This window comes from Peribacillus sp. V2I11 (genome assembly GCF_030817135.1).
GTDB lineage: Bacteria > Bacillota > Bacilli > Bacillales > DSM-1321 > Peribacillus > Peribacillus simplex.
In genome coordinates, this window is the sequence record NZ_JAUSYW010000001.1 from 3,825,570 (window position 1) to 3,845,626 (window position 20,057).

The following is a 20,057-nucleotide window of genomic DNA, read 5'->3' on the forward strand; positions in this document are numbered from 1 at the left end:
GGCAACATGATTACGGAAGCAAAAGGCTTACAAATTACAGGCTACATTAAGCCAGGATATGAACAAATACTTACAGCGGAAGCTCTTCAATTCATAGAAAGGATTGAACGGCATTTCAGTGGAAGAAGGGCAGAACTTCTAGAACTGAGGAAAAGCGTTCAGGAAGAACTGAATCAAGGTAAGCTTCCTGATTTCCTTGAAGAAACGAAGCATATTCGTGAAAGTGATTGGACGATAGCGCCCCTCCCGAATGATTTGCAGGACCGCAGGGTTGAAATCACAGGACCTGTCGATCGTAAAATGATCATAAATGCCATGAACTCAGGTGCAAATGTATTCATGGCGGACTTTGAAGATGCCAATTCACCCACTTGGGAGAATTGCATTGATGGTCAATTGAATCTGCGCGATGCAATCCGCGGAACCATTTCATTTAAAAATCCAAATGGCAAAGTGTATGAATTGAATGAAAGAACAGCTGTCCTAAAGGTAAGGCCACGCGGCTGGCATTTGGAGGAAAAACATGTCCTTTTGGATGGACAGCCTATATCAGCCAGCATTTTTGACTTTGGACTGTACTTTTACCACAATGCAAAAGCATTGGTCGAAAAACAAAGCGGTCCATACTTTTACTTACCAAAAATGGAAAGCCATCTCGAAGCAAGATTATGGAATGAAATATTCGTATATGCACAGAACGATTTGAGAATCCCGCAAGGAACCATCAAGGCAACGGTCTTGATAGAAACGATACTTGCTGCATTCGAAATGGACGAAATTCTGTACGAGCTGAAAGAACATTCGGCAGGCCTGAACTGTGGCCGCTGGGATTATATCTTTAGTTTCCTGAAAAAATTCCGTCACTCGGATGATGTTATCTTCCCAGACCGGCAGCAGGTCACGATGACCGTCCCGAACATGAGGGCGTATTCCTTACTGGCAATCAAAACATGTCACACTCGTAATGCTCCTGCAATTGGCGGGATGGCCGCACAAATTCCTGTTAAAAATGACCCGGTTAAGAACGATGAGGCTTTTGCGAAAGTCCGGGCAGATAAAGAACGCGAAGCAAGAGACGGTCATGATGGAACATGGGTTGCCCACCCGGGTATGGTAAGCACGGCAAAAGAGGTTTTTGACCTGCTCGTCCCAAAACCGAATCAAATTTTCCGAAAACGGGAAGATGTCCATGTAACAGCTCAAGAGTTGCTGACTGTGCCTGAAGGAACGATCACAGAGGCAGGATTAAGGACGAATATTAACGTAGGCATCCAATATATCGCCTCTTGGTTAAGCGGCAGAGGTGCGGCACCCATCAATAACTTAATGGAAGATGCTGCAACCGCTGAAATTTCAAGGGCTCAAGTCTGGCAATGGATCCGTCATCCAAAAGGCATTCTCGAAGATGGCAGGAAAATAACCGTGGAATTATTCCATCAAATCAAAGAAGAAGAATTGGCGGTCATTAAATCGGAAGTAGGGGAAGAAACTTTCAAATCAGGAAAGTTTGAAGAGTCTACTAAACTATTTGAACAATTGATTGAAGCGGATGACTTTGCAGATTTCTTAACCAACGCGGCATACGAAAAATTATCTTAATATTCAAAATATAAGTTATGAATTAGGAGGAAATGATGATGATGAATGAGAGAGCGCAAAAATTACAACAAAGCTGGGAAAATGACTCACGGTGGACTGGTATTAAACGTCCTTATACGGCCGAAGAAGTTATTAAACTAAGGGGTTCCATCGATATTGAACAAACATTGGCACGCCGTGGATCTGAAAAACTATGGAATCTATTGAATACAGAGGATTTCATCAACGCATTAGGAGCATTGACTGGTAACCAAGCCATGCAGCAGGTGAAAGCTGGTTTAAAAGCAATCTACTTAAGCGGCTGGCAAGTGGCGGCAGATGCTAACATCGCAGGGCAAATGTACCCTGACCAAAGTTTATATCCAGCCAATTCAGTGCCGCAAGTGGTTAAACGCATTAATCAGACACTTCAACGTGCAGACCAAATCAGCTTTGCTGAAGGAAAAGGTGATATCGATTGGTTCGCTCCAATCGTGGCGGATGCTGAAGCAGGCTTTGGCGGTTCCCTTAACGTTTTCGAATTAATGAAAGGCATGATCGAAGCTGGAGCGGCAGGCGTTCATTTTGAAGACCAGCTTTCTTCCGAGAAAAAATGTGGTCACTTAGGCGGTAAAGTCCTTCTTCCAAACCCAAACGGCAGTACGTAATTTAGTTTCCGCCAGATTGGCAGCCGACGTAATGGGTACACCGACTATCTTGATTGCCCGTACGGATGCGGATGCTGCAGATTTGATCACCGATGATATTGATCCGGTCGATGCACCATTCATCACTGGTGAAAGGACCCCAGAAGGATTCTACCGCACGAATGCAGGTCTTGACCAAGCAATTGCAAGAGGCCTTGCTTATGCACCGTATGCCGACCTTATCTGGTGCGAGACTTCTGAACCTAATCTTGCGGATGCTCGCCGCTTTGCCGAAGCGATCCATGCAGAGTTCCCAGGCAAACTTCTTGCTTACAATTGTTCCCCATCATTTAACTGGAAAGCGAAATTAAGTGATGAGGAGATTGCCAATTATCAAGTGGAGTTGGGTAAATTGGGTTATAAATTCCAATTCGTTACACTTGCAGGCTTCCACTCATTGAATCATAGCATGTTCAACCTTGCTCTTGGTTATAAAGACCGCGGCATGGCTGCATACTCAGAACTCCAACAAGCGGAGTTCGCTAGTGAGCCCGATGGCTATACAGCAACACGTCATCAGCGTGAAGTGGGAACTGGTTACTTTGATGAAGTGGCACAAGTCGTTTCTGGTGGAACATCATCCACAACAGCACTTGCAGGTTCTACTGAAACAGAACAATTCGAGACGTCAAAATAATTTAAGCTTAAAACCAAAGATCCGCCTTGTACCCGAGGCGGATTTTTAAATGGAAATGGGTGAATCCTAATAGTTGCCTGGATTAACTTAAGTGGTTTTCTTTGTATCCCCGATGATGAAAGTCCATATGGCCTTGAAGACATTTGCACGCTGAAGTGTATTGAATATGACAAGTACGACAGGTCCTGCAATCAGCCCTAGGAAACCGATTAATTTGAAGCCGATGAACAAGGCGATGAGAGTGGCAAGCGGATCCAAACCAATACTGGAAGAAAGTACTTTTGGCTCTATTAACTGACGCTGGACAACGACGATTATGTAAAGGACGGACAAACCGATTGCAAGACTTGTATTCCCGGCGATGAATTCAAAGATGATCCAAGGAATGAAAATCGTACCTGTCCCTAAATAGGGAATGATATCGACCAGTCCGCATATCAGGGCAATGGTAATTGAATAATTCACTCCCAAAATGAGAAATCCGATTAAAATCGTGACAGTCGTCAATGAAACAAGAGTGAATTGTGCACGGATAAACCCGAACAAAGCCCGTTTCAAGTCCCTGAATAAACGCTTGGCACCCGCAAAAATCTTATCAGGCAACACTTTTCCGGTCATGCGGCCAAAGGTATCCCAATCTTTGCTGATGAAGAAAGTGCCCAGCAGGGTAAAAAGGAGTGCTGTTGCTGTAGTTGGAAACCATCCGATGATTGTGGGGATGTTCTTCAAGAAAGCTTGTATGAAGCCGCTTACTGCGGTAGTGATGGATTCACCGATATTTTGGATATTCTTGAGGACTGTGTCTTGCTGTTCGATATCCAAATTATTGAACATGGCAGCTATTTGATTATATAAAGGGATGACGGTGGAAGCGATGTATGTTTCTATATAATCCACGATGGTTTCAATGTGTTTCGGGATGACTCCGGCAAGGTAATTGGTCCCTGAAATGATCTCGGTAACCAGTAAGGTGATAAGACCCGCAAATGAAAGGAAAATGAGTAAAAGGGAAACGAATACAGCCAACCCCCTTGGCAGCCTTCCTTTCCTTTCGAAAAAAGTGACCAGGGGATTCATCAAGAAAGCGATTATCATGGCAATGATGAATGGATATGTATATTTAGATAAATAAAACAAGGCAATTCCACCTGAAATTATCCCTCCGACGACCAGTAAAGAGCGAATGAAACGATACATATATACCGGATTCAAGTCATATCCTCCTTCAATCATAAAGTTTGTATTATAATTGTAACGATGATGGAAAAGAAAGGAAAGATTCTTTCATCTTTCGGCTTAATTTTTTTTTCCGCCGATGCATCGTTCAATAAATCATTTTCCTCCCAGGAAAGAGGGGAGTTTGTTATGTTAAAATAACAAAAACAGAAGGAAGAAGGTGAAGGGATAATGATCAACGGTCCTGTCGTATTTTTAATTCTGCTTGCTGCAATCGGTTGGTTTGGGAAAAATACCTCACTGATCATGGCTGCGGGTTTTCTTTTAAGCATGAAACTGATTGGCCTCGACGCTAAAGTGTTTCCATACCTGGAAGCGAAAGGAATCAACTTGGGCGTTACGATCATTACGATTTCCGTACTCATACCCATAGCAAACGGGGCGATAGGTTTCAAGGAACTCGGAGACGCGATAAAATCTCCTTATGCCTGGATTGCGCTTGCATCTGGAATAGCGGTTGCGCTCATAGCAAAAAATGGGATTACGCTCCTATCACATGATCCGCACATTACCACGGCTCTTGTTTTTGGGACGATTCTGGCGGTCGCATTATTCAAAGGTGTGGCTGTCGGTCCGTTAATCGGGGCGGGAATTGCTTATTTATGCATGCAGATCTTCAATTTTTTTAAATGAAGCGAGTGGCAAAGGGTAGAAAAGTCCGTCAGTACCGGGAATATAAATTTTCTATTTAATGTTTCATTTATTCTGCTTCGAGGCAAATTTTCAAAAAAAACGTTTTGGATCTCATGAAAAAAAGCAAGAGAATATGTAGCTAATTTTTCTAATAAAATAATAATTTTTTCACATTTTAAGTGCTTTTCATTCCCAAAAAAGTGTTTATTGTTTATAATAATCATGTAACTGCTCTGATTTATTAAAATTGGGATTCAGAATATCATTGATATTTTTGAGGAATCTTAAAAAAAAAGATGTAGTTATTGAGCAAGCGCTCACTAGGAATAGCTACAAGCATTATTTTTAGAATTTCTTATTAAAGATTATCGTACATTTTACTATTGTTGGGGTCATATTCTGTGAACGCTTCCAATACAAGATGTATGTCTTCTGCTAAAAAATAGATGGTTGTTCACAATAGCTAATTTCTTGGAAGCGCTATATTTATACGCTAATAGCAAGGGCATAGGGGAATATTTAGGAAAAGGAGAGATTTAGTATGACAGCAACAAAAGGTCTTGAAGGTGTGGTAGCAACAACTTCATCAGTAAGCTCCATTATCGATGACACATTAACGTATGTAGGTTATGACATCGATGATTTGGCTTCAAACGCAACATTCGAGGAAGTAATCTATCTTTTATGGCACGGAGCTCTTCCGAACAAAAGCCAACTGGAAGAATTAACTAAACAACTTGCTGAAAATGCTGAAATTCCAGCTGAAGTGGTTAATCACTTCAAAACATACCCAATTGATAAAGTACATCCAATGGGAGCTCTTCGCACTGCAGTATCTCTTCTTGGTCTTTATGATGAAGAAGCAGATGTGATGAGTGAAGACGCTAACTATCGTAAAGCAATCCGCATCCAAGCAAAAATCCCTACATTGGTAACAACTTTCGCTCGCATCCGTCAAGGGAAAGAAGCTGTTGCTCCACGTACAGATTTAAGCTTCGCTGCTAACTTCTTATATATGTTAAGCGGTAACGAACCAACGGCAATCGAAGAAGAAGCATTCAACAAAGCATTGGTTCTTCATGCTGACCATGAATTAAACGCTTCTACATTCACTGCACGCGTTTGTGTGGCTACATTATCTGATATCTATTCTGGCGTAACTTCTGCCATCGGCGCATTAAAAGGCCCACTTCACGGCGGAGCTAACGAACAAGTCATGAAAATGCTTACGGATATTGGTTCAGTGGAAAACGTTGAGCCGTATATCAACGAAAAATTAGCCAATAAAGAAAAAATCATGGGCTTTGGCCACCGTGTATACCGTAAAGGTGATCCTCGTGCTAAACACCTTAAAGAAATGTCACAAAAACTGACTGAACTTACTGGACAACCGCAATATTATGATATGTCCATCAAAATTCATGAAATCGTGACCGGTCAAAAAAATCTTCCGCCAAATGTGGATTTCTATTCTGCTTCCGTATACCACAGTTTAGGTATCGAGCATGACCTATTTACACCAATCTTTGCTGTAAGCCGTGTTTCAGGCTGGATCGCTCATATCCTTGAGCAATATTCAAACAACCGCCTTATCCGTCCGCGTGCAGAGTATGTTGGACCAGGTATGCAAAAATACGTACCGATTGAAAACCGCTAATTAAAAGTTTTTTCGAAAAATCATTTTTTATTTCATCGAATTTGTAGTAAATTAATAGATGTGAGTAAAAAAGGTTAGTGGTTCTGCCCCATTTAATGGCAGACCATCTAACCTTTGAATTTGAATCGGAGGTAAGAGACATGACACAAAGCCAAAAAATCACAGTTACTAACGGTGCTCTTAACGTACCAAACAACCCAATCGTTCCTTATATTGAGGGAGACGGAATCGGTCCTGATATCTGGGCTGCAGCATCCCGCGTTTTAGACGCAGCAGTTGAAAAAGCTTACAATGGCGAAAAGAAAATCGAATGGAAAGAAGTTTTAGCTGGACAAAAAGCATTTGACCAAACTGGCGAATGGCTTCCACAAGAAACTCTTGATGTCATTAACGAATATCTAATTGCTATTAAAGGACCTCTTACAACTCCAATCGGTGGCGGTATCCGTTCATTGAACGTTGCATTGCGTCAAGTATTGGACTTATTCGTATGTCTTCGTCCTGTACGTTACTTTGAAGGTGTACCTTCACCAGTAAAACGCCCAGAAGACACTGACATGGTCATCTTCCGTGAAAACACTGAAGACATCTATGCAGGTATCGAATATGCAAAAGGTTCTGACGAAGCTAAGAAATTAATCGAATTCCTACAAAATGAATTCGGTGTTCAAAAAATTCGTTTCCCTGAAACTTCAGGTATCGGAATTAAACCGATTTCCGAAGAAGGAACAAAACGTCTTGTTCGCGCTGCACTTAACTATGCGATCAAAGAAGGCCGTAAGTCATTAACTCTTGTTCATAAAGGTAACATCATGAAATTCACTGAAGGTGCATTCAAAACTTGGGGTTATGAAGTTGCAGAACAAGAATTCGCCGATAAAGTGTTCACATGGAACCAATATGACAAAATTAAAGATGCTGAAGGCACTGAAGCTGCTAACAAAGCACAATCTGCTGCTGAAGCTGAAGGCAAAATCATCGTTAAAGATTCCATTGCTGATATCTTCTTACAACAAATCCTGACTCGTCCTAAAGAGTTTGATGTTGTTGCAACAATGAACTTGAACGGAGATTACATTTCTGATGCATTGGCTGCACAAGTTGGCGGAATCGGTATCGCTCCAGGAGCAAACATCAACTACGAAACTGGACATGCCATCTTCGAAGCAACTCACGGAACGGCTCCTAAATATGCTGGTCTTGATAAAGTTAACCCATCTTCAGTCCTTCTTTCAGGCGTTCTTTTACTTGAGCACCTTGGCTGGAACGAAGCTGCAAACAGCATCACTAAATCAGTGGAACAAACAATCGCTTCTAAAGTTGTTACATACGACTTTGCCCGCCTAATGGAAGGTGCAACAGAAGTTAAATGTTCTGAGTTCGCTGACGAGCTTATCAAAAACCTTAAATAATTCATTATATGCTTTCTGGAAAAGTGCCTGAACGGGCTGCTTTTCCAGGAGGCTTATATATATTTTCATGAAGATGTTAAAAGTATTCCAAAAGTATGTATATATTTTAAGGAGGAAATAACATGTCTGAACGTAAAAAAATCACAGTGGTAGGTGCTGGATTCACTGGTGCCACAGCAGCATTCCTAGCAGCTCAAAAAGAACTTGGTGATATCGTTTTAGTTGATATTCCGCAAGCTGAAAACCCTACAAAAGGTAAAGCTCTTGATATGGCGGAAGCAGGACCTGTTCTAGGTTTCGATGCTAACATCATCGGTACATCCGACTATGCAGAAACAGCTGGTTCCGACGTAGTGATCATCACTGCCGGAATTGCCCGTAAGCCCGGCATGAGCCGTGACGACTTAGTTCAAACTAACCAAAAAGTTATGAAATCAGTAACTAAAGAAGTAGTTAAATATTCCCCTAATACAACCATCATCGTTTTGACTAACCCTGTAGATGCAATGACTTACACTGTATACAAAGAATCAGGTTTCCCTAAAGAACGCGTTATCGGACAATCGGGTGTTCTTGATACAGCTCGTTTCCGCACTTTCGTAGCTCAAGAATTAAACTTATCCGTTAAAGATGTAACTGGTTTCGTACTTGGCGGACACGGAGACGATATGGTTCCTCTAGTGCGATACTCTTATGCAGGCGGAATTCCTTTGGAAACATTGATCCCTCAAGATCGTTTAGAAGCAATAGTGGCTCGTACCCGCACTGGCGGCGGAGAAATCGTAAACCTTCTTGGAAACGGAAGCGCATATTATGCACCAGCTGCATCTCTAGTGGAAATGGCTGAAGCGATCCTTAAAGACCAGCGTCGCGTTCTTCCGTCCATCGCTTATCTGGAAGGCGAATACGGATTTGAAGGTATCTACCTTGGAGTGCCTACTGTACTCGGTGCAAACGGCATTGAACAAATCATCGAACTTGAATTGACTGAAGATGAAAAAGCGGCACTGTCAAAATCAGTTGAATCAGTTAAAGCAGTAATGCAAGTCCTTCAATAAGAGATCATGATCAGACTGCCCGGATATTGGAAGAAAAGGCCAAGGCCTATTTCCAACTCCGGGCAGTTTTTTAATCCGCTTCAAAAGACCGCTGGAACCATCCGGGGACTTATAATCTCCCTGCTGAAGATAGGAATAACTTTCTTTCCGTTTTTTTATGTGTAAATTTCATATAATATTCTTTATAATGGAATTGGATGAGTAGACCAAGAAATTGGTCTTTTGGGTAATACATAATTCAGGAGGATCTAATGTCAAAGAAAATTCTCGTAGTGGATGATGAACAATCAATAGTTACCTTACTTCAGTACAATTTAGAACAATCAGGCTATTCGGTAATCACAGCTTCGGATGGAGAACAAGGGCTGGAGGCTGCCGTGGATATACGCCCCGATTTAGTGGTATTGGATTTGATGCTGCCTAAAATGGACGGGCTTGAAGTATGTAAGCAGCTTCGCCAGCAAAAAATCAATATACCGATCTTGATGCTGACAGCTAAGGACGATGAATTTGACAAGGTGCTGGGACTTGAACTAGGGGCGGATGATTACTTGACCAAGCCATTTAGTCCCAGGGAGGTAGTGGCCCGGATTAAAGCCATTTTAAGAAGATCCCAGTTTCAATCGAACGGCAGTGAGTCAAGTCAGGATCAGGAAGATGGTCTCTTGAAATTAGGGGAATTGAAAGTGTTCCCGGAACGATACGAAGCATTCTTTGATGAACAGCAATTAGAATTGACTCCAAAGGAATTTGAATTACTTTTATACTTGGCGAAGAATAAAGGAAGAGTGCTGACCAGGGATCAACTGCTCAGTGCGGTATGGAATTATGATTTCGCGGGGGACTCACGAATCGTCGATGTCCATATTAGCCATCTTCGTGAAAAAATAGAGAAAGATACAAAAAAACCTCTCTATATTAAAACGATAAGGGGCTTGGGGTATAAGCTTGAGGAGCCTAAAAAAGAATGACGACCTATCGTAAAAAGCTCTTATATACCCTCATCACATTGGTGATGGTCGTCCTGATGGCAGTGGGCTTTTTATTAGGGCACTTGTTCAAAAGTTATTATATTAAAACGTTCAATGAGCGTATTCAGAACGAAACATTTTTCATTTCTACATATATTCAGGAGCATGGCGGGATCGAGTCCTTTTTGGAAAAAGGGAAGACGGCAAAACTTACACCCCTTTTAGATTCGAATTTAACCATTCTCTCCACGAATGGGGAAATATTATACGATTCGACATCATCCAATGAAATACTTAAAAGCCATGCCGATGTCCTTCGTAAAATAACTTTGGAAAAAGGGCTTAAGCATGGAGAAGGGTATGAAGTGGTCGAAGGGGAATCGGATGTCCATTATTATTGGAAGACGGTTGAAAAGGATGGCGAGATTGAAGGCTTTGTCGTTCATAGCAATGAAATAGAGGCCATCCATCAAGTGAATAAACAAATGTGGCAAATATTGATCATTTGTTTAGGGGTTGCCTTGATCATCATTCTCATGCTTGCGAGCAAAATCACTTCATATTATACCCGTCCGATCGAAGAGGCGACGATGGCAGCCATTGAACTGGCAAAAGGGAATTATGGAACCCGGACATTCGGGCGGCATTCCGATGAAACGGGAATGCTGACAACTTCCTTGAACATATTGGCGAGGAATCTTCAGGAAACAGAGATTGCGAGGGAAATGAATCAGGATCGTTTGGAAACACTTGTTGAAAATATCGGTAGTGGTGTCTTGCTGATAGACAGTAAAGGGTATACCACCTTAATCAACCGGGAATTCAAGAAAAGCTTCCATGTGAACGCCGCTACGTTTTTGTTTCAGGAATATTATTCAGTCATTAAAGATCAGCAAGTGATAGCCATCATCGAAGAGATCTTTCGAACGGAAAAAACGATAAAACGACAGGTGAAGATACCGCTTGCCATAGAACGTAAGCATTTTGAGATTTACGGGGCTCCCATTATCGGGAATCATGATGAATGGAAGGGGATCCTCCTCATTTTCCATGATATCACTGAATTGAAAAGGCTCGAGCAGATGCGGAAGGATTTCGTGGCTAATGTTTCCCATGAATTGAGAACCCCGATCACTTCTATTAAAGGCTTTTCTGAAACACTGTTAGATGGCGCCTTAAAAGACGAAAAGACCTTAAAGCACTTTTTATCGATTATCCTGAAAGAAAGTGATCGGCTGCAAGAACTCATTCAGGAGCTTCTGAATTTATCCAAAATGGAGCAACAGGAATTCGTTTTAAACGCAGGGGTCGTGGATATTACGAAAGTGCTTGGCGAAATACAAGAGATGCTTATAGGCAAGCTGAAGGAAAAAGAAGTATCCCTTGAAATTAGGACATCACCGGAACCGGTATTCATTGAAGGGGAATCTGACCGGATCAAACAGGTTTTCATCAATTTGATTACGAACGCATTGACCTATACACCAAATGGCGGAAGGGTCACCGTTGATATCATTGAAAATGAACAGACGATCGATATTGCAGTTCAAGACAGCGGGATCGGCATCGAAGAAAAAGAACTGCCGAGGATCTTTGAACGGTTTTACCGGATCGATAAGGCGAGGAGCCGCGATTCAGGAGGAACGGGCATTGGACTGGCGATCGTCAAGCATATAATAGAAGTCCATAAAGGTAAAATCAATGTGGAAAGCACACCTGGAACCGGGACGACTTTTACAGTCACTTTAAATAAAAGCTTAAAAGGAAAAATGTAGCGGGTTCTTATTTACATGTCCTTTACAATTCCTTAAAACGGACTTCATAATGCAGGGGTACAATGGTTGTATAACCCCTCATCCAAGGAGTTAAACATTGACAGAGACATAGTCTCTGTCTTTTAATTTTGGCTATATTTCCCTGGAACCATTCCTCTATCCTATTTTCCTAGGAAAATATTTGATTTTTATGAAACTTTAGGCCCTTTCTTGCGTAAATAAGATATAACTGCAAAGAAGGGGTGATACATATCGTTAGCTTAAAAAGGATATATACGATCACAGGACTTGTCTTTCTTATTTTAATTTTAGGTGTAGTTGCGATATCGACCTGGTACACGGTTGATGAATCCGATCAAGCTGTCATAATGACGTTTGGTAAAGTGGAGCAGACGATAACGGAACCAGGACTTCACTTTAAACTGCCTTGGCCCATTCAATCGGTCGAGAAATTATCCAAAGAAACATTCAGTCTTAAATTTGGATATAAGGAAGAGGATGGAGAGGTGACGGATTACCCGAGTGAGACCAAGATGATTACGGGTGATGAAAATATTGTGCTGGCCGACCTAGTGGTTCAGTGGAAAATCACCGACCCTCCAAAATATCTATACAATGCGGATGATCCAGAAAAAATATTATACGATACGACTTCAGCTGCATTACGGAGCATTATCGGCAGCACGAAAATCGATGATGCCCTTACATCCGGTAAAGCGCAAATCGAAGCGGATGTACGAGATTTATTGTCACAGCTAATGGAGAAATATGATGTCGGGATTTCCATATCTGCGGTTAAACTCCAGGACGTGGAGTTACCGAATGAAGAAGTGCGGAAAGCATTTACCAATGTAACGGATGCCCGGGAAACGGCGAATACGAAAATCAACGAAGCGGATAAATATGAAAATAAGCGTATGAATGAAGCGGAAGGGGAAAAAGATGCCCTCATTTCACAGGCTAATGGGGATAAAGCTGCCCGTACGGAAGCTGCCCGCGGGGATGTAGCGGTCTTTGAAAAATTACTCAGTGAGTATAAGGGCAATAAGGGGATTACGAAGGACCGCCTTATTATTGAGACCCTTGAGGAAGTATTGCCGAATGCAGAGATTTATATTATGAATGATGATGGAAACACAATGAAGTACTTGCCGCTTCGCTCCCTTGAAAAGGAGGAAACGAAAAAAACCCCTGCCCCTGATGAAGCCACTATACCTGAAGAAGAAACGAAAAAAGGGAATGCATCGGAAGAAAAAGCGACAGGGGAAGGGGGCACTAAACAATGAGCGGAAAAATAATAGATTTCTCTGAGTTGAAAAAAGGGGATTTTCATTGGAGGGGCTATGTGAGAATCGGTATTTTCCTGATTATTTTCATCGCGTTGCTGCTAATCATCTTCACCAATGTATATATCGTCAAAGAGGGTGAATACAAAGTCGTCCGCCAATTCGGTGAGGTGGTAAGGATCGATAAGACCCCGGGATTGAAGGCGAAGGTGCCATTCATTCAGAGTATCATGACCTTGCCGAAGTATCAGATGACTTCTGATGTTTCCGAAGCGGAAATCAATACGAAAGATAAAAAGCGGATGCTGATCGATAACTATGCAGTTTGGAGAATAGAAGATCCGAAGAAATTGATCACAAATGCAAGGACACTTGAGAATGCCGAAACGAAAATGGAAGAGTTCATCTATTCGGCAGTTCGTTCAGAGCTGGGCCAGCTGAATTATGATGAGATCATCAATGATGAGAAGTCATCCAGAGGAAGTTTAAACGACCGCATAACCGAAAAAGTAAACGATCTGCTGCAAAAGGACAGTTATGGAATCAGCTTGACGGATGTCAGGATAAAGCGGACTGACCTGCCCTCCGAAAACGAAGCATCCGTCTTCAAGAGGATGATTTCCGAGCGGGAATCGAAAGCGCAAGAATACCTATCCAAAGGTGATGCGAAGAAAAACCGTATCATTGCGGATACTGATCGGAAAGTGAAAGAATTGCTCTCCACTGCAGAGGCTGATGCAGAAGTGATCAGGGCTGAAGGGGAAGGGGAAGCAGCGAAAATCTATAATAAGTCGTTTTCCAAAGACCCCGAATTCTATAAACTATACCGGACTCTTGAATCCTACAAAAAAACGATTGGGGATCAAACGGTCATCGTTCTGCCTTCGGATTCCCCTTATGCCAGCTTGTTAATGGGAAATACTAAATAACCTTGATGCCGTCATTTTTCTTTCCGCTTCTACTCATGGTAGAATAGAGAAAGAAAATGAACGGCTTTTTGCGTTTTAATATAGAAGCTATAAATACATAAACCTGTATGACTGGAGGAAGACGGATTTGGATAAAAAGTTAGTACTCATAGATGGAAACAGCATTGCATACCGTGCGTTTTTTGCGCTTCCGCTCTTAAATAATGATAAGGGGGTCCATACGAATTCCGTGTACGGATTCACCATGATGCTCAACCGCATTCTTGAAGAAGAAAAGCCAACGCACATACTTGTGGCATTCGATGCGGGTAAAACGACATTCAGACATGCATCGTTTAAAGAATATAAGGGTGGGCGCCAAAAAACGCCGCCAGAATTATCGGAGCAATTCCCTTTCATTCGCGAACTGCTTGATTGTTTTCAAATAAAAAGGTATGAACTGGAGAACTATGAAGCCGATGATATTATCGGTACGCTGTCTTTACAAGCGGAAAAAGATGGTTTTGAAGTGAAGGTCATTTCCGGTGATAAGGATTTAACACAATTATCCTCCCCTAGTACGACGGTTTCCATCACGAAAAAGGGGATTACTGAAATTGAGGAATACACTCCAAAGCATATACATGAAAAATACGGTCTATCCCCCTTGCAGATCATTGATTTAAAAGGTCTGATGGGGGATGCCTCCGACAATATACCCGGTATACCGGGTGTTGGTGAAAAGACCGCCCTTAAATTATTGCATCAATTTGAAACGGTTGAAAACCTTCTGCAGTCGATTGATGAGGTAAGCGGACAAAAATTGAAAGAGAAAATAGAAGAACATAAAGACCTGGCCCTATTAAGCAAGGAGCTGGCTACAATAACGAGGGAAGCGCCGCTTGAAGTTTCCGTGAACGAGACAGAGTACACTGGCATGGATCAGGATCGAGTCATCTCGTTCTATAAAGAGCTTGGCTTTTCGACTTTGCTCGATAAATTGGATGTAACGGAAAGTGCACCGCTTGAACAGGAGATAATAGAGGTGCACACCGCTGAAATGACAGAAGGAATGTTTTCAGATGAAAGTGCTTTGTATGTTGAAATTTTAGAAGATAATTATCATCGTGCAGATATAATAGGGATCGCCATCAGTAATGAACAAGGTCATTTTTACTTCCATGGAGATGATGCTCTGGATTCCGGGGCATTTAAATCCTGGGCAGAGGATGAAACAAAAAAGAAAACGGTTTTCGATGCGAAGCGTACGGTTGTGGCACTGCGTCATCGAGGAGTCGAAATAAAAGGCATCGATTTTGATGTGTTTTTGGCATCCTATATCCTGGATCCGGCAGAGTCAGTGGACGAAGTTGCAGAAATCACGAAAACTCAAGGTACTATCCGGCTTGAAGCGGATGATGTTTTTTATGGAAAAGGTGCAAAACGCAAGATACCTGAGGAAGCGGAATTGAGGGAGCATATTGCCAGGAAATCGAAGGCGATCCTTTCTCTGAAAGAACCGATGATTGATAAGCTGCAAGAGTTCGAGCAATTTCACCTATTTACGGAACTGGAGCTGCCACTGTCGATCATCCTGGCCAATATGGAGTGGCAGGGAATCAAGGTGGATATAGGCCGACTGAAAAACATGGGACAGGAATTGGCCATTCGCTTAAGAAACATCGAAGCTCGAATCTTTGATCTGGCTGGAGAGGCTTTCAATATCAATTCACCTAAACAGCTTGGGGCCATCCTGTTTGAAAAGTTGGAGCTTCCGGTCATGAAGAAAACCAAAACAGGTTATTCGACCTCAGCCGATGTGCTGGAAAAACTGGAGAGCAAGCACGATATCGTTAAGGAAATACTACTGTATCGCCAGCTTGGCAAGCTGCAATCCACTTATATTGAAGGGTTGCTCAAAGTGGTCAATGGCAAAACGGATAAGGTGCACACCCGGTTCAACCAAGCATTGACCCAGACCGGCCGGTTAAGTTCTACAGATCCCAATCTTCAAAATATCCCGATCAGACTGGAAGAAGGCAGGAAAATCAGGCAGGCATTCATTCCTTCCGAAAAGGATTGGATCATTTTTGCTGCCGACTACTCCCAGATCGAGTTACGCGTCCTGGCGCATATTGCCAATGACAGCGGATTGGTGGAAGCATTCCAGGCCGGGATGGACATCCATACCAGGACAGCTATGGATGTATTCCATGTATCGGCAGAGCAGGTCACTTCGAACATGAGGCGCCATGCCAAAGCGGTCAACTTCGGAATCGTTTATGGTATAAGTGACTACGGGCTATCGCAAAGTCTTGGCATCACGAGAAAAGAAGCTGGAGAGTTCATCGAGAAGTATTTAAGAAGCTTTCCTGGTGTACAGGAATATATGGAAGAAAGCATACATGAGGCCCGTCAAAAAGGATATAGCACGACTTTAATGCAAAGAAGGCGCTATATACCTGAGATAACAAGCAGGAATTTCAACATCAGGAGCTTTGCCGAACGGACAGCGATGAATACGCCGATTCAAGGCAGCGCAGCGGATATCATCAAGCTTGCCATGATAAACATGAATAAGCGCCTGAAAAGGGAAGGGCTTAAAACGAGAATGCTTCTTCAGGTGCATGATGAATTGATTTTTGAAACTCCTCCTGAGGAACTCGAAATCCTTAAAGTGATCGTTCCGGAGGAAATGGAAAATGCCATTGAATTGAACGTGCCCCTTAAAGTGGATTATGCTTTCGGGCCAACATGGTTTGATGCCAAATAATAAAAGATAGGTGATTGCAATGCCAGAACTTCCAGAAGTGGAAACAGTCAGAAGAACATTAGAGCAGCTCGTACTTGGAAAAGAGATCAAAGAAGTGTCCGTCTTCTGGCCGAAGATCATTAAAGCGCCTGAGCCTGTCGAACAGTTTCAGGATGCTTTAAGAGGGCAGACGATCCAGGGAATAGGCCGTCGGGGCAAGTTCCTCATTTTCACCTTGGATGATTATTCGATGGTTTCGCATTTAAGGATGGAGGGGAAATACGGCGTCCATCCAAAAGAGGAACCGTATGATAAGCATACCCATGTGATCTTCACTTTCACGGATGGCAGTGAACTTCGGTATAGGGATGTCCGGAAATTCGGAACGATGCATTTATTTGCAAAAGGGGAAGAACTTGAGCGGTTGCCCCTGCTGCACTTAGGGCCTGAACCTTTATCTGAAGATTTTACTGTCGAGGGGCTTAGTGCGAAGCTGGCTAAAACCAACAGGAAAATCAAGCCCGTTCTCCTTGATCAAACGGTCGTCGTCGGGATTGGGAATATATATGTGGACGAGTCGTTATTCCGTTCTGGTATCCATCCTGAGCGAATCGCATCTTCACTCTCATTGCAGGAAATCAAAACGTTGCATGCAGAAATCATCGCAACGTTAGGTGAAGCTGTGGAGAAAGGCGGTAGTACGATTCGTTCATACATTAATTCCCAAGGGCAAATCGGCATGTTTCAGTTGGAACTGAATGTTTATGGACGAAAAGGCGAGAACTGCAAAACATGCGGCACGCCCCTTGAAAAACTGGTTGTTGCAGGACGCGGCACACATATTTGCCCGTTATGCCAGCCGTTAAAATAGGTATTTTTTTTTCAAACACATCGGATGGGCTCCTTCCATATACTAGGGTAGCAACGAGAAGGGAAGGAGTAATATTCCGATGTGGCTACAAATTATTTTTCTCGCTTTTGCAGTTAGTATTGACGGATTTGGCGTAGGTTTGACATTCGGTATGCGGAAGATGAAAATCCCCTTAAGGTCAATAGCGGTCATCTCAGTTTGTTCTGCATTGAGTTTAGGCATAGCGATGGTCATCGGACAATTCATCAGTCAGCTCATATCTATCGGGGCGGCTGAAAAAACGGGTGGCATCATCCTCATTTTTCTTGGTGCCTGGATGGTGTACCAGTATTTTAAGCCTGAAAAGGATCTGAAAGATGATAGATACCATGAAAAGATCATCTTTAATTTTGAAATTAAATCTCTTGGGGTAGTCATTAATATTTTACAAAAACCATTGAATGCCGATTTTGATAAATCAGGTACGATAACGGGTGTTGAAGCGCTTGTTCTGGGGTTTGCACTTTCGCTGGATGCGTTCGGGGCCGGAGTTGGTGCGGCTATGATCGGGATCTCACCGATTATCCTCGCAGGGTGCATCGCTGTTATGAGCTCGATTTTCATTTGGAGCGGGCTTCAAAGCGGGAAATTGCTTTCAAATAATAAAATTGTCCAGCATTTGACCTTTCTTCCAGGTGTACTATTGATTATCATCGGTTTATTCAAATTATGAAACATGGTTAAAAGGGGGAGCTTATGGGACAAATCATCGGAATCACCGGAGGCATCGCCAGTGGGAAAAGCAGTGTCAGCCTCTATCTACAGGAACTCGGGTTCACGATTGTCGATGCAGATCTGGCTTCCCGTGCTGTCGTTGAGCCAGGTGAGGAAGCCTATCATCAAGTTGTGAAGGCATTTGGTGAAGATATCTTATTGATGGATGGGAATATAGATCGCGTAAAGCTCGGATCGATCATATTTCATGATGAGGAAAAGAGATTGCTTTTGAATGGCATCGTGCATCCTGCCGTCAGGAATTGGATGCGCCTCAAAACGGAAGCGGCACTGTCATCAGGGGAAGAAACGGTGTTCATGGATATTCCGCTCCTATTCGAAAGCAAGCTGACATTCATGGTGGAAAAGACGCTTTTGGTATATGTGGATGAGCAAGTTCAATTGCAACGATTAATGAACAGGAATGGTCTTTCGGAGACGGAGGCACTTGCCAGGATCAATTCGCAAATGCCCTTGGCCGATAAAAAGGCTTTAGCGGATGCCGTCATCGATAATAATGGGGACATTAATGAAACGAAGACGCAAGTGAAATCCATACTTAGCGAATGGCATGTCATATAATTATGATAAAAAGAAGAAACCGCCCGGTTTCTTCTTTTTGTGTTAAAAAATAAGAACAATCCGCATTTTTATTAGCACAATTCCATTGAATTATGTTATACTAATTACATACTAAAGGTAATAAGTATAACATTAATATTTTCTGGAGGGTCCGAACAATGAATTCAAGAATAGCGATTAACGGATTTGGGAGAATTGGAAGAATGGTTTTCCGAAAGGCCATATTAGACGAGAGTTTGGACATTGTTGCCATTAATGCAAGCTATCCAGCTGAAACTTTAGCACACTTACTAAAATATGATACGATACATGGTAAATTCGACGGTATCATTATAGCGGAAGATGATTCACTAGTAGTGAATGGCCGCCGAGTAAAACTAATAAATAACCGCGATCCAAAGCTATTGCCTTGGAAAGAGATGAACATAGATATTGTAATTGAAGCCACGGGTAAATTCAATGATCGTTCTAAAGCGGCTCTTCATTTAGATGCAGGAGCAAAAAGAGTTATTTTATCAGCGCCGGGTAAAAATGAAGACGTTACCATTGTAATGGGAGTAAATCAGGAAGTGCTGGAAATTGACAAGCATTTCGTCATATCCAATGCATCTTGTACAACCAACTGTCTTGGACCGGTTGCAAAAGTGCTTGATGAAAAATTCGGCATAAACAACGGTTTAATGACAACGATACATTCTTATACAAATGATCAAAATAATATCGATAACCCGCACAAAGACTTAAGACGTGCCCGTGCCGCTGCGGAAAGCATCATTCCTACGACTACAGGAGCTGCAAAAGCCATCTCACTAGTGTTGCCGCAATTAAAAGGCAAGCTTCATGGAATGGCAATACGCGTACCGACACCTAACGTATCTCTAGTCGATCTTGTTGTGGATTTAAACCGTGATGTCACGATTGATGAAGTGAACCAAGCCTTCATCGATGCTTCAGAAAATGAACTCAAAGGAATTATGGAATTCACGATGGAACCTTTAGTTTCCAGTGATTTCAAAACGAATCCTCACTCTGCAATCATCGATGGTTTGACGACGATGATGATTGGGGACAGGAAAGTGAAAGTCCTTGCATGGTATGATAATGAGTGGGGTTACTCCAACCGGGTAGTGGACCTTGTGAAACTGGTTGGATCCGAGTTGAAAAAAACTTCCGAGGTCGAATTATCAGTAAAATAATGAAAAAATAGAGCCTGCTAAAATTTTTTTAGCGGGCTATTTTTA

15 protein-coding genes and 1 pseudogene are annotated in these 20,057 nt (G+C 42.4%); 15 read left to right on the forward strand and 1 reads right to left on the reverse strand.

The features are described from left to right. Positions 1 to 6 precede the first annotated feature (6 nt). Both aceB and aceA read left to right on the forward strand, forming a co-directional pair. Complete coding sequence (aceB, locus tag QFZ73_RS18720) at positions 7 to 1,599, forward strand: malate synthase A (protein WP_307269290.1); 1,593 nt, start codon at positions 7 to 9, stop codon at positions 1,597 to 1,599. A 38-nt stretch (positions 1,600 to 1,637) separates the two neighbouring features. Next, positions 1,638 to 2,922: pseudogene (aceA, locus tag QFZ73_RS18725) on the forward strand (isocitrate lyase). An 87-nt stretch (positions 2,923 to 3,009) separates the two neighbouring features. Here aceA and ytvI read toward each other — a convergent pair. Beyond that, entirely contained in the window at positions 3,010 to 4,134 is a 1,125-nt protein-coding gene (gene ytvI, locus QFZ73_RS18730) for a sporulation integral membrane protein YtvI (RefSeq protein WP_251429238.1), read from the reverse strand. 195 nt (positions 4,135 to 4,329) lie between these two features. Between ytvI and QFZ73_RS18735 the strand changes: the two genes are divergently transcribed. The 13 genes from QFZ73_RS18735 to QFZ73_RS18795 all read left to right on the forward strand — a co-directional run bounded on the left by QFZ73_RS18735 (position 4,330) and on the right by QFZ73_RS18795 (position 20,012). Next, positions 4,330 to 4,791: a DUF441 domain-containing protein gene (locus QFZ73_RS18735; RefSeq protein WP_034309113.1), complete on the forward strand. Its 462-nt coding sequence runs from the start codon at positions 4,330 to 4,332 to the stop codon at positions 4,789 to 4,791. 541 nt (positions 4,792 to 5,332) lie between these two features. Continuing rightward, positions 5,333 to 6,448: a citrate synthase gene (gene citZ, locus QFZ73_RS18740; protein ID WP_251429237.1), complete on the forward strand. Its 1,116-nt coding sequence runs from the start codon at positions 5,333 to 5,335 to the stop codon at positions 6,446 to 6,448. Between the two features lie 95 nt (positions 6,449 to 6,543). After that, positions 6,544 to 7,860, forward strand: a complete 1,317-nt coding sequence (icd, locus tag QFZ73_RS18745) for an NADP-dependent isocitrate dehydrogenase (protein ID WP_285847018.1) — start codon at positions 6,544 to 6,546, stop codon at positions 7,858 to 7,860. A 122-nt stretch (positions 7,861 to 7,982) separates the two neighbouring features. Beyond that, positions 7,983 to 8,918 carry a malate dehydrogenase gene (mdh, locus tag QFZ73_RS18750; RefSeq protein ID WP_251429235.1) on the forward strand — a complete coding sequence of 312 codons (936 nt, stop codon included), beginning with the start codon at positions 7,983 to 7,985 and terminating at the stop codon, positions 8,916 to 8,918. 251 nt (positions 8,919 to 9,169) lie between these two features. Next, positions 9,170 to 9,889 carry a response regulator transcription factor gene (locus tag QFZ73_RS18755; protein ID WP_251429232.1) on the forward strand — a complete coding sequence of 240 codons (720 nt, stop codon included), beginning with the start codon at positions 9,170 to 9,172 and terminating at the stop codon, positions 9,887 to 9,889. Next, positions 9,886 to 11,664: a two-component system histidine kinase PnpS gene (gene pnpS, locus QFZ73_RS18760; protein WP_307269297.1), complete on the forward strand. Its 1,779-nt coding sequence runs from the start codon at positions 9,886 to 9,888 to the stop codon at positions 11,662 to 11,664. Before QFZ73_RS18755 ends, pnpS begins: the two co-directional genes overlap by 4 nt. A 251-nt stretch (positions 11,665 to 11,915) precedes the next feature. Further along, positions 11,916 to 12,950, forward strand: a complete 1,035-nt coding sequence (gene hflK, locus QFZ73_RS18765) for an FtsH protease activity modulator HflK (protein ID WP_251429494.1) — start codon at positions 11,916 to 11,918, stop codon at positions 12,948 to 12,950. Further along, positions 12,947 to 13,879, forward strand: coding sequence for a protease modulator HflC (gene hflC, locus QFZ73_RS18770; protein WP_034309097.1), 933 nt, complete (start codon positions 12,947 to 12,949; stop codon positions 13,877 to 13,879). The genes hflK and hflC overlap by 4 nt, the downstream gene beginning before the upstream one ends. Before the next feature lie 127 nt (positions 13,880 to 14,006). Beyond that, positions 14,007 to 16,631: a DNA polymerase I gene (gene polA, locus QFZ73_RS18775; RefSeq protein WP_307269301.1), complete on the forward strand. Its 2,625-nt coding sequence runs from the start codon at positions 14,007 to 14,009 to the stop codon at positions 16,629 to 16,631. 19 nt (positions 16,632 to 16,650) lie between these two features. Beyond that, entirely contained in the window at positions 16,651 to 17,481 is an 831-nt protein-coding gene (mutM, locus tag QFZ73_RS18780; protein ID WP_251429227.1) for a DNA-formamidopyrimidine glycosylase, read from the forward strand. 79 nt (positions 17,482 to 17,560) lie between these two features. Further along, on the forward strand, positions 17,561 to 18,193 hold the full coding sequence (ytaF, locus tag QFZ73_RS18785) for a sporulation membrane protein YtaF (protein ID WP_251429224.1): 633 nt from the start codon (positions 17,561 to 17,563) through the stop codon (positions 18,191 to 18,193). A 23-nt stretch (positions 18,194 to 18,216) separates the two neighbouring features. Further along, positions 18,217 to 18,816 (forward strand): dephospho-CoA kinase, encoded by a 600-nt coding sequence (gene coaE, locus QFZ73_RS18790; RefSeq protein WP_307269308.1) that lies wholly within the window; start codon positions 18,217 to 18,219, stop codon positions 18,814 to 18,816. Positions 18,817 to 18,974: 158 nt separating this feature from the next. Next, the gene (locus tag QFZ73_RS18795) at positions 18,975 to 20,012 is read left to right on the forward strand and encodes a glyceraldehyde-3-phosphate dehydrogenase (RefSeq protein ID WP_251429218.1); all 1,038 of its coding nucleotides are present in this window, start codon (positions 18,975 to 18,977) and stop codon (positions 20,010 to 20,012) included. Positions 20,013 to 20,057 lie beyond the last annotated feature (45 nt).

What these genes read in the sequence shown, in the direction of transcription:
- aceB (WP_307269290.1), top strand. Translation starts at nt 7, where the DNA reads ATGATTACGGAAGCAAAAGGCTTACAAATTACAGGCTACATTAAGCCA.
- QFZ73_RS18735 (WP_034309113.1), top strand. Translation starts at nt 4,330, where the DNA reads ATGATCAACGGTCCTGTCGTATTTTTAATTCTGCTTGCTGCAATCGGT.
- citZ (WP_251429237.1), top strand. Translation starts at nt 5,333, where the DNA reads ATGACAGCAACAAAAGGTCTTGAAGGTGTGGTAGCAACAACTTCATCA.
- icd (WP_285847018.1), top strand. Translation starts at nt 6,544, where the DNA reads ATGGCAGACCATCTAACCTTTGAATTTGAATCGGAGGTAAGAGACATG.
- mdh (WP_251429235.1), top strand. Translation starts at nt 7,983, where the DNA reads ATGTCTGAACGTAAAAAAATCACAGTGGTAGGTGCTGGATTCACTGGT.
- QFZ73_RS18755 (WP_251429232.1), top strand. Translation starts at nt 9,170, where the DNA reads ATGTCAAAGAAAATTCTCGTAGTGGATGATGAACAATCAATAGTTACC.
- pnpS (WP_307269297.1), top strand. Translation starts at nt 9,886, where the DNA reads ATGACGACCTATCGTAAAAAGCTCTTATATACCCTCATCACATTGGTG.
- hflC (WP_034309097.1), top strand. Translation starts at nt 12,947, where the DNA reads ATGAGCGGAAAAATAATAGATTTCTCTGAGTTGAAAAAAGGGGATTTT.
- mutM (WP_251429227.1), top strand. Translation starts at nt 16,651, where the DNA reads ATGCCAGAACTTCCAGAAGTGGAAACAGTCAGAAGAACATTAGAGCAG.
- ytaF (WP_251429224.1), top strand. Translation starts at nt 17,561, where the DNA reads ATGTGGCTACAAATTATTTTTCTCGCTTTTGCAGTTAGTATTGACGGA.
- coaE (WP_307269308.1), top strand. Translation starts at nt 18,217, where the DNA reads ATGGGACAAATCATCGGAATCACCGGAGGCATCGCCAGTGGGAAAAGC.
- QFZ73_RS18795 (WP_251429218.1), top strand. Translation starts at nt 18,975, where the DNA reads ATGAATTCAAGAATAGCGATTAACGGATTTGGGAGAATTGGAAGAATG.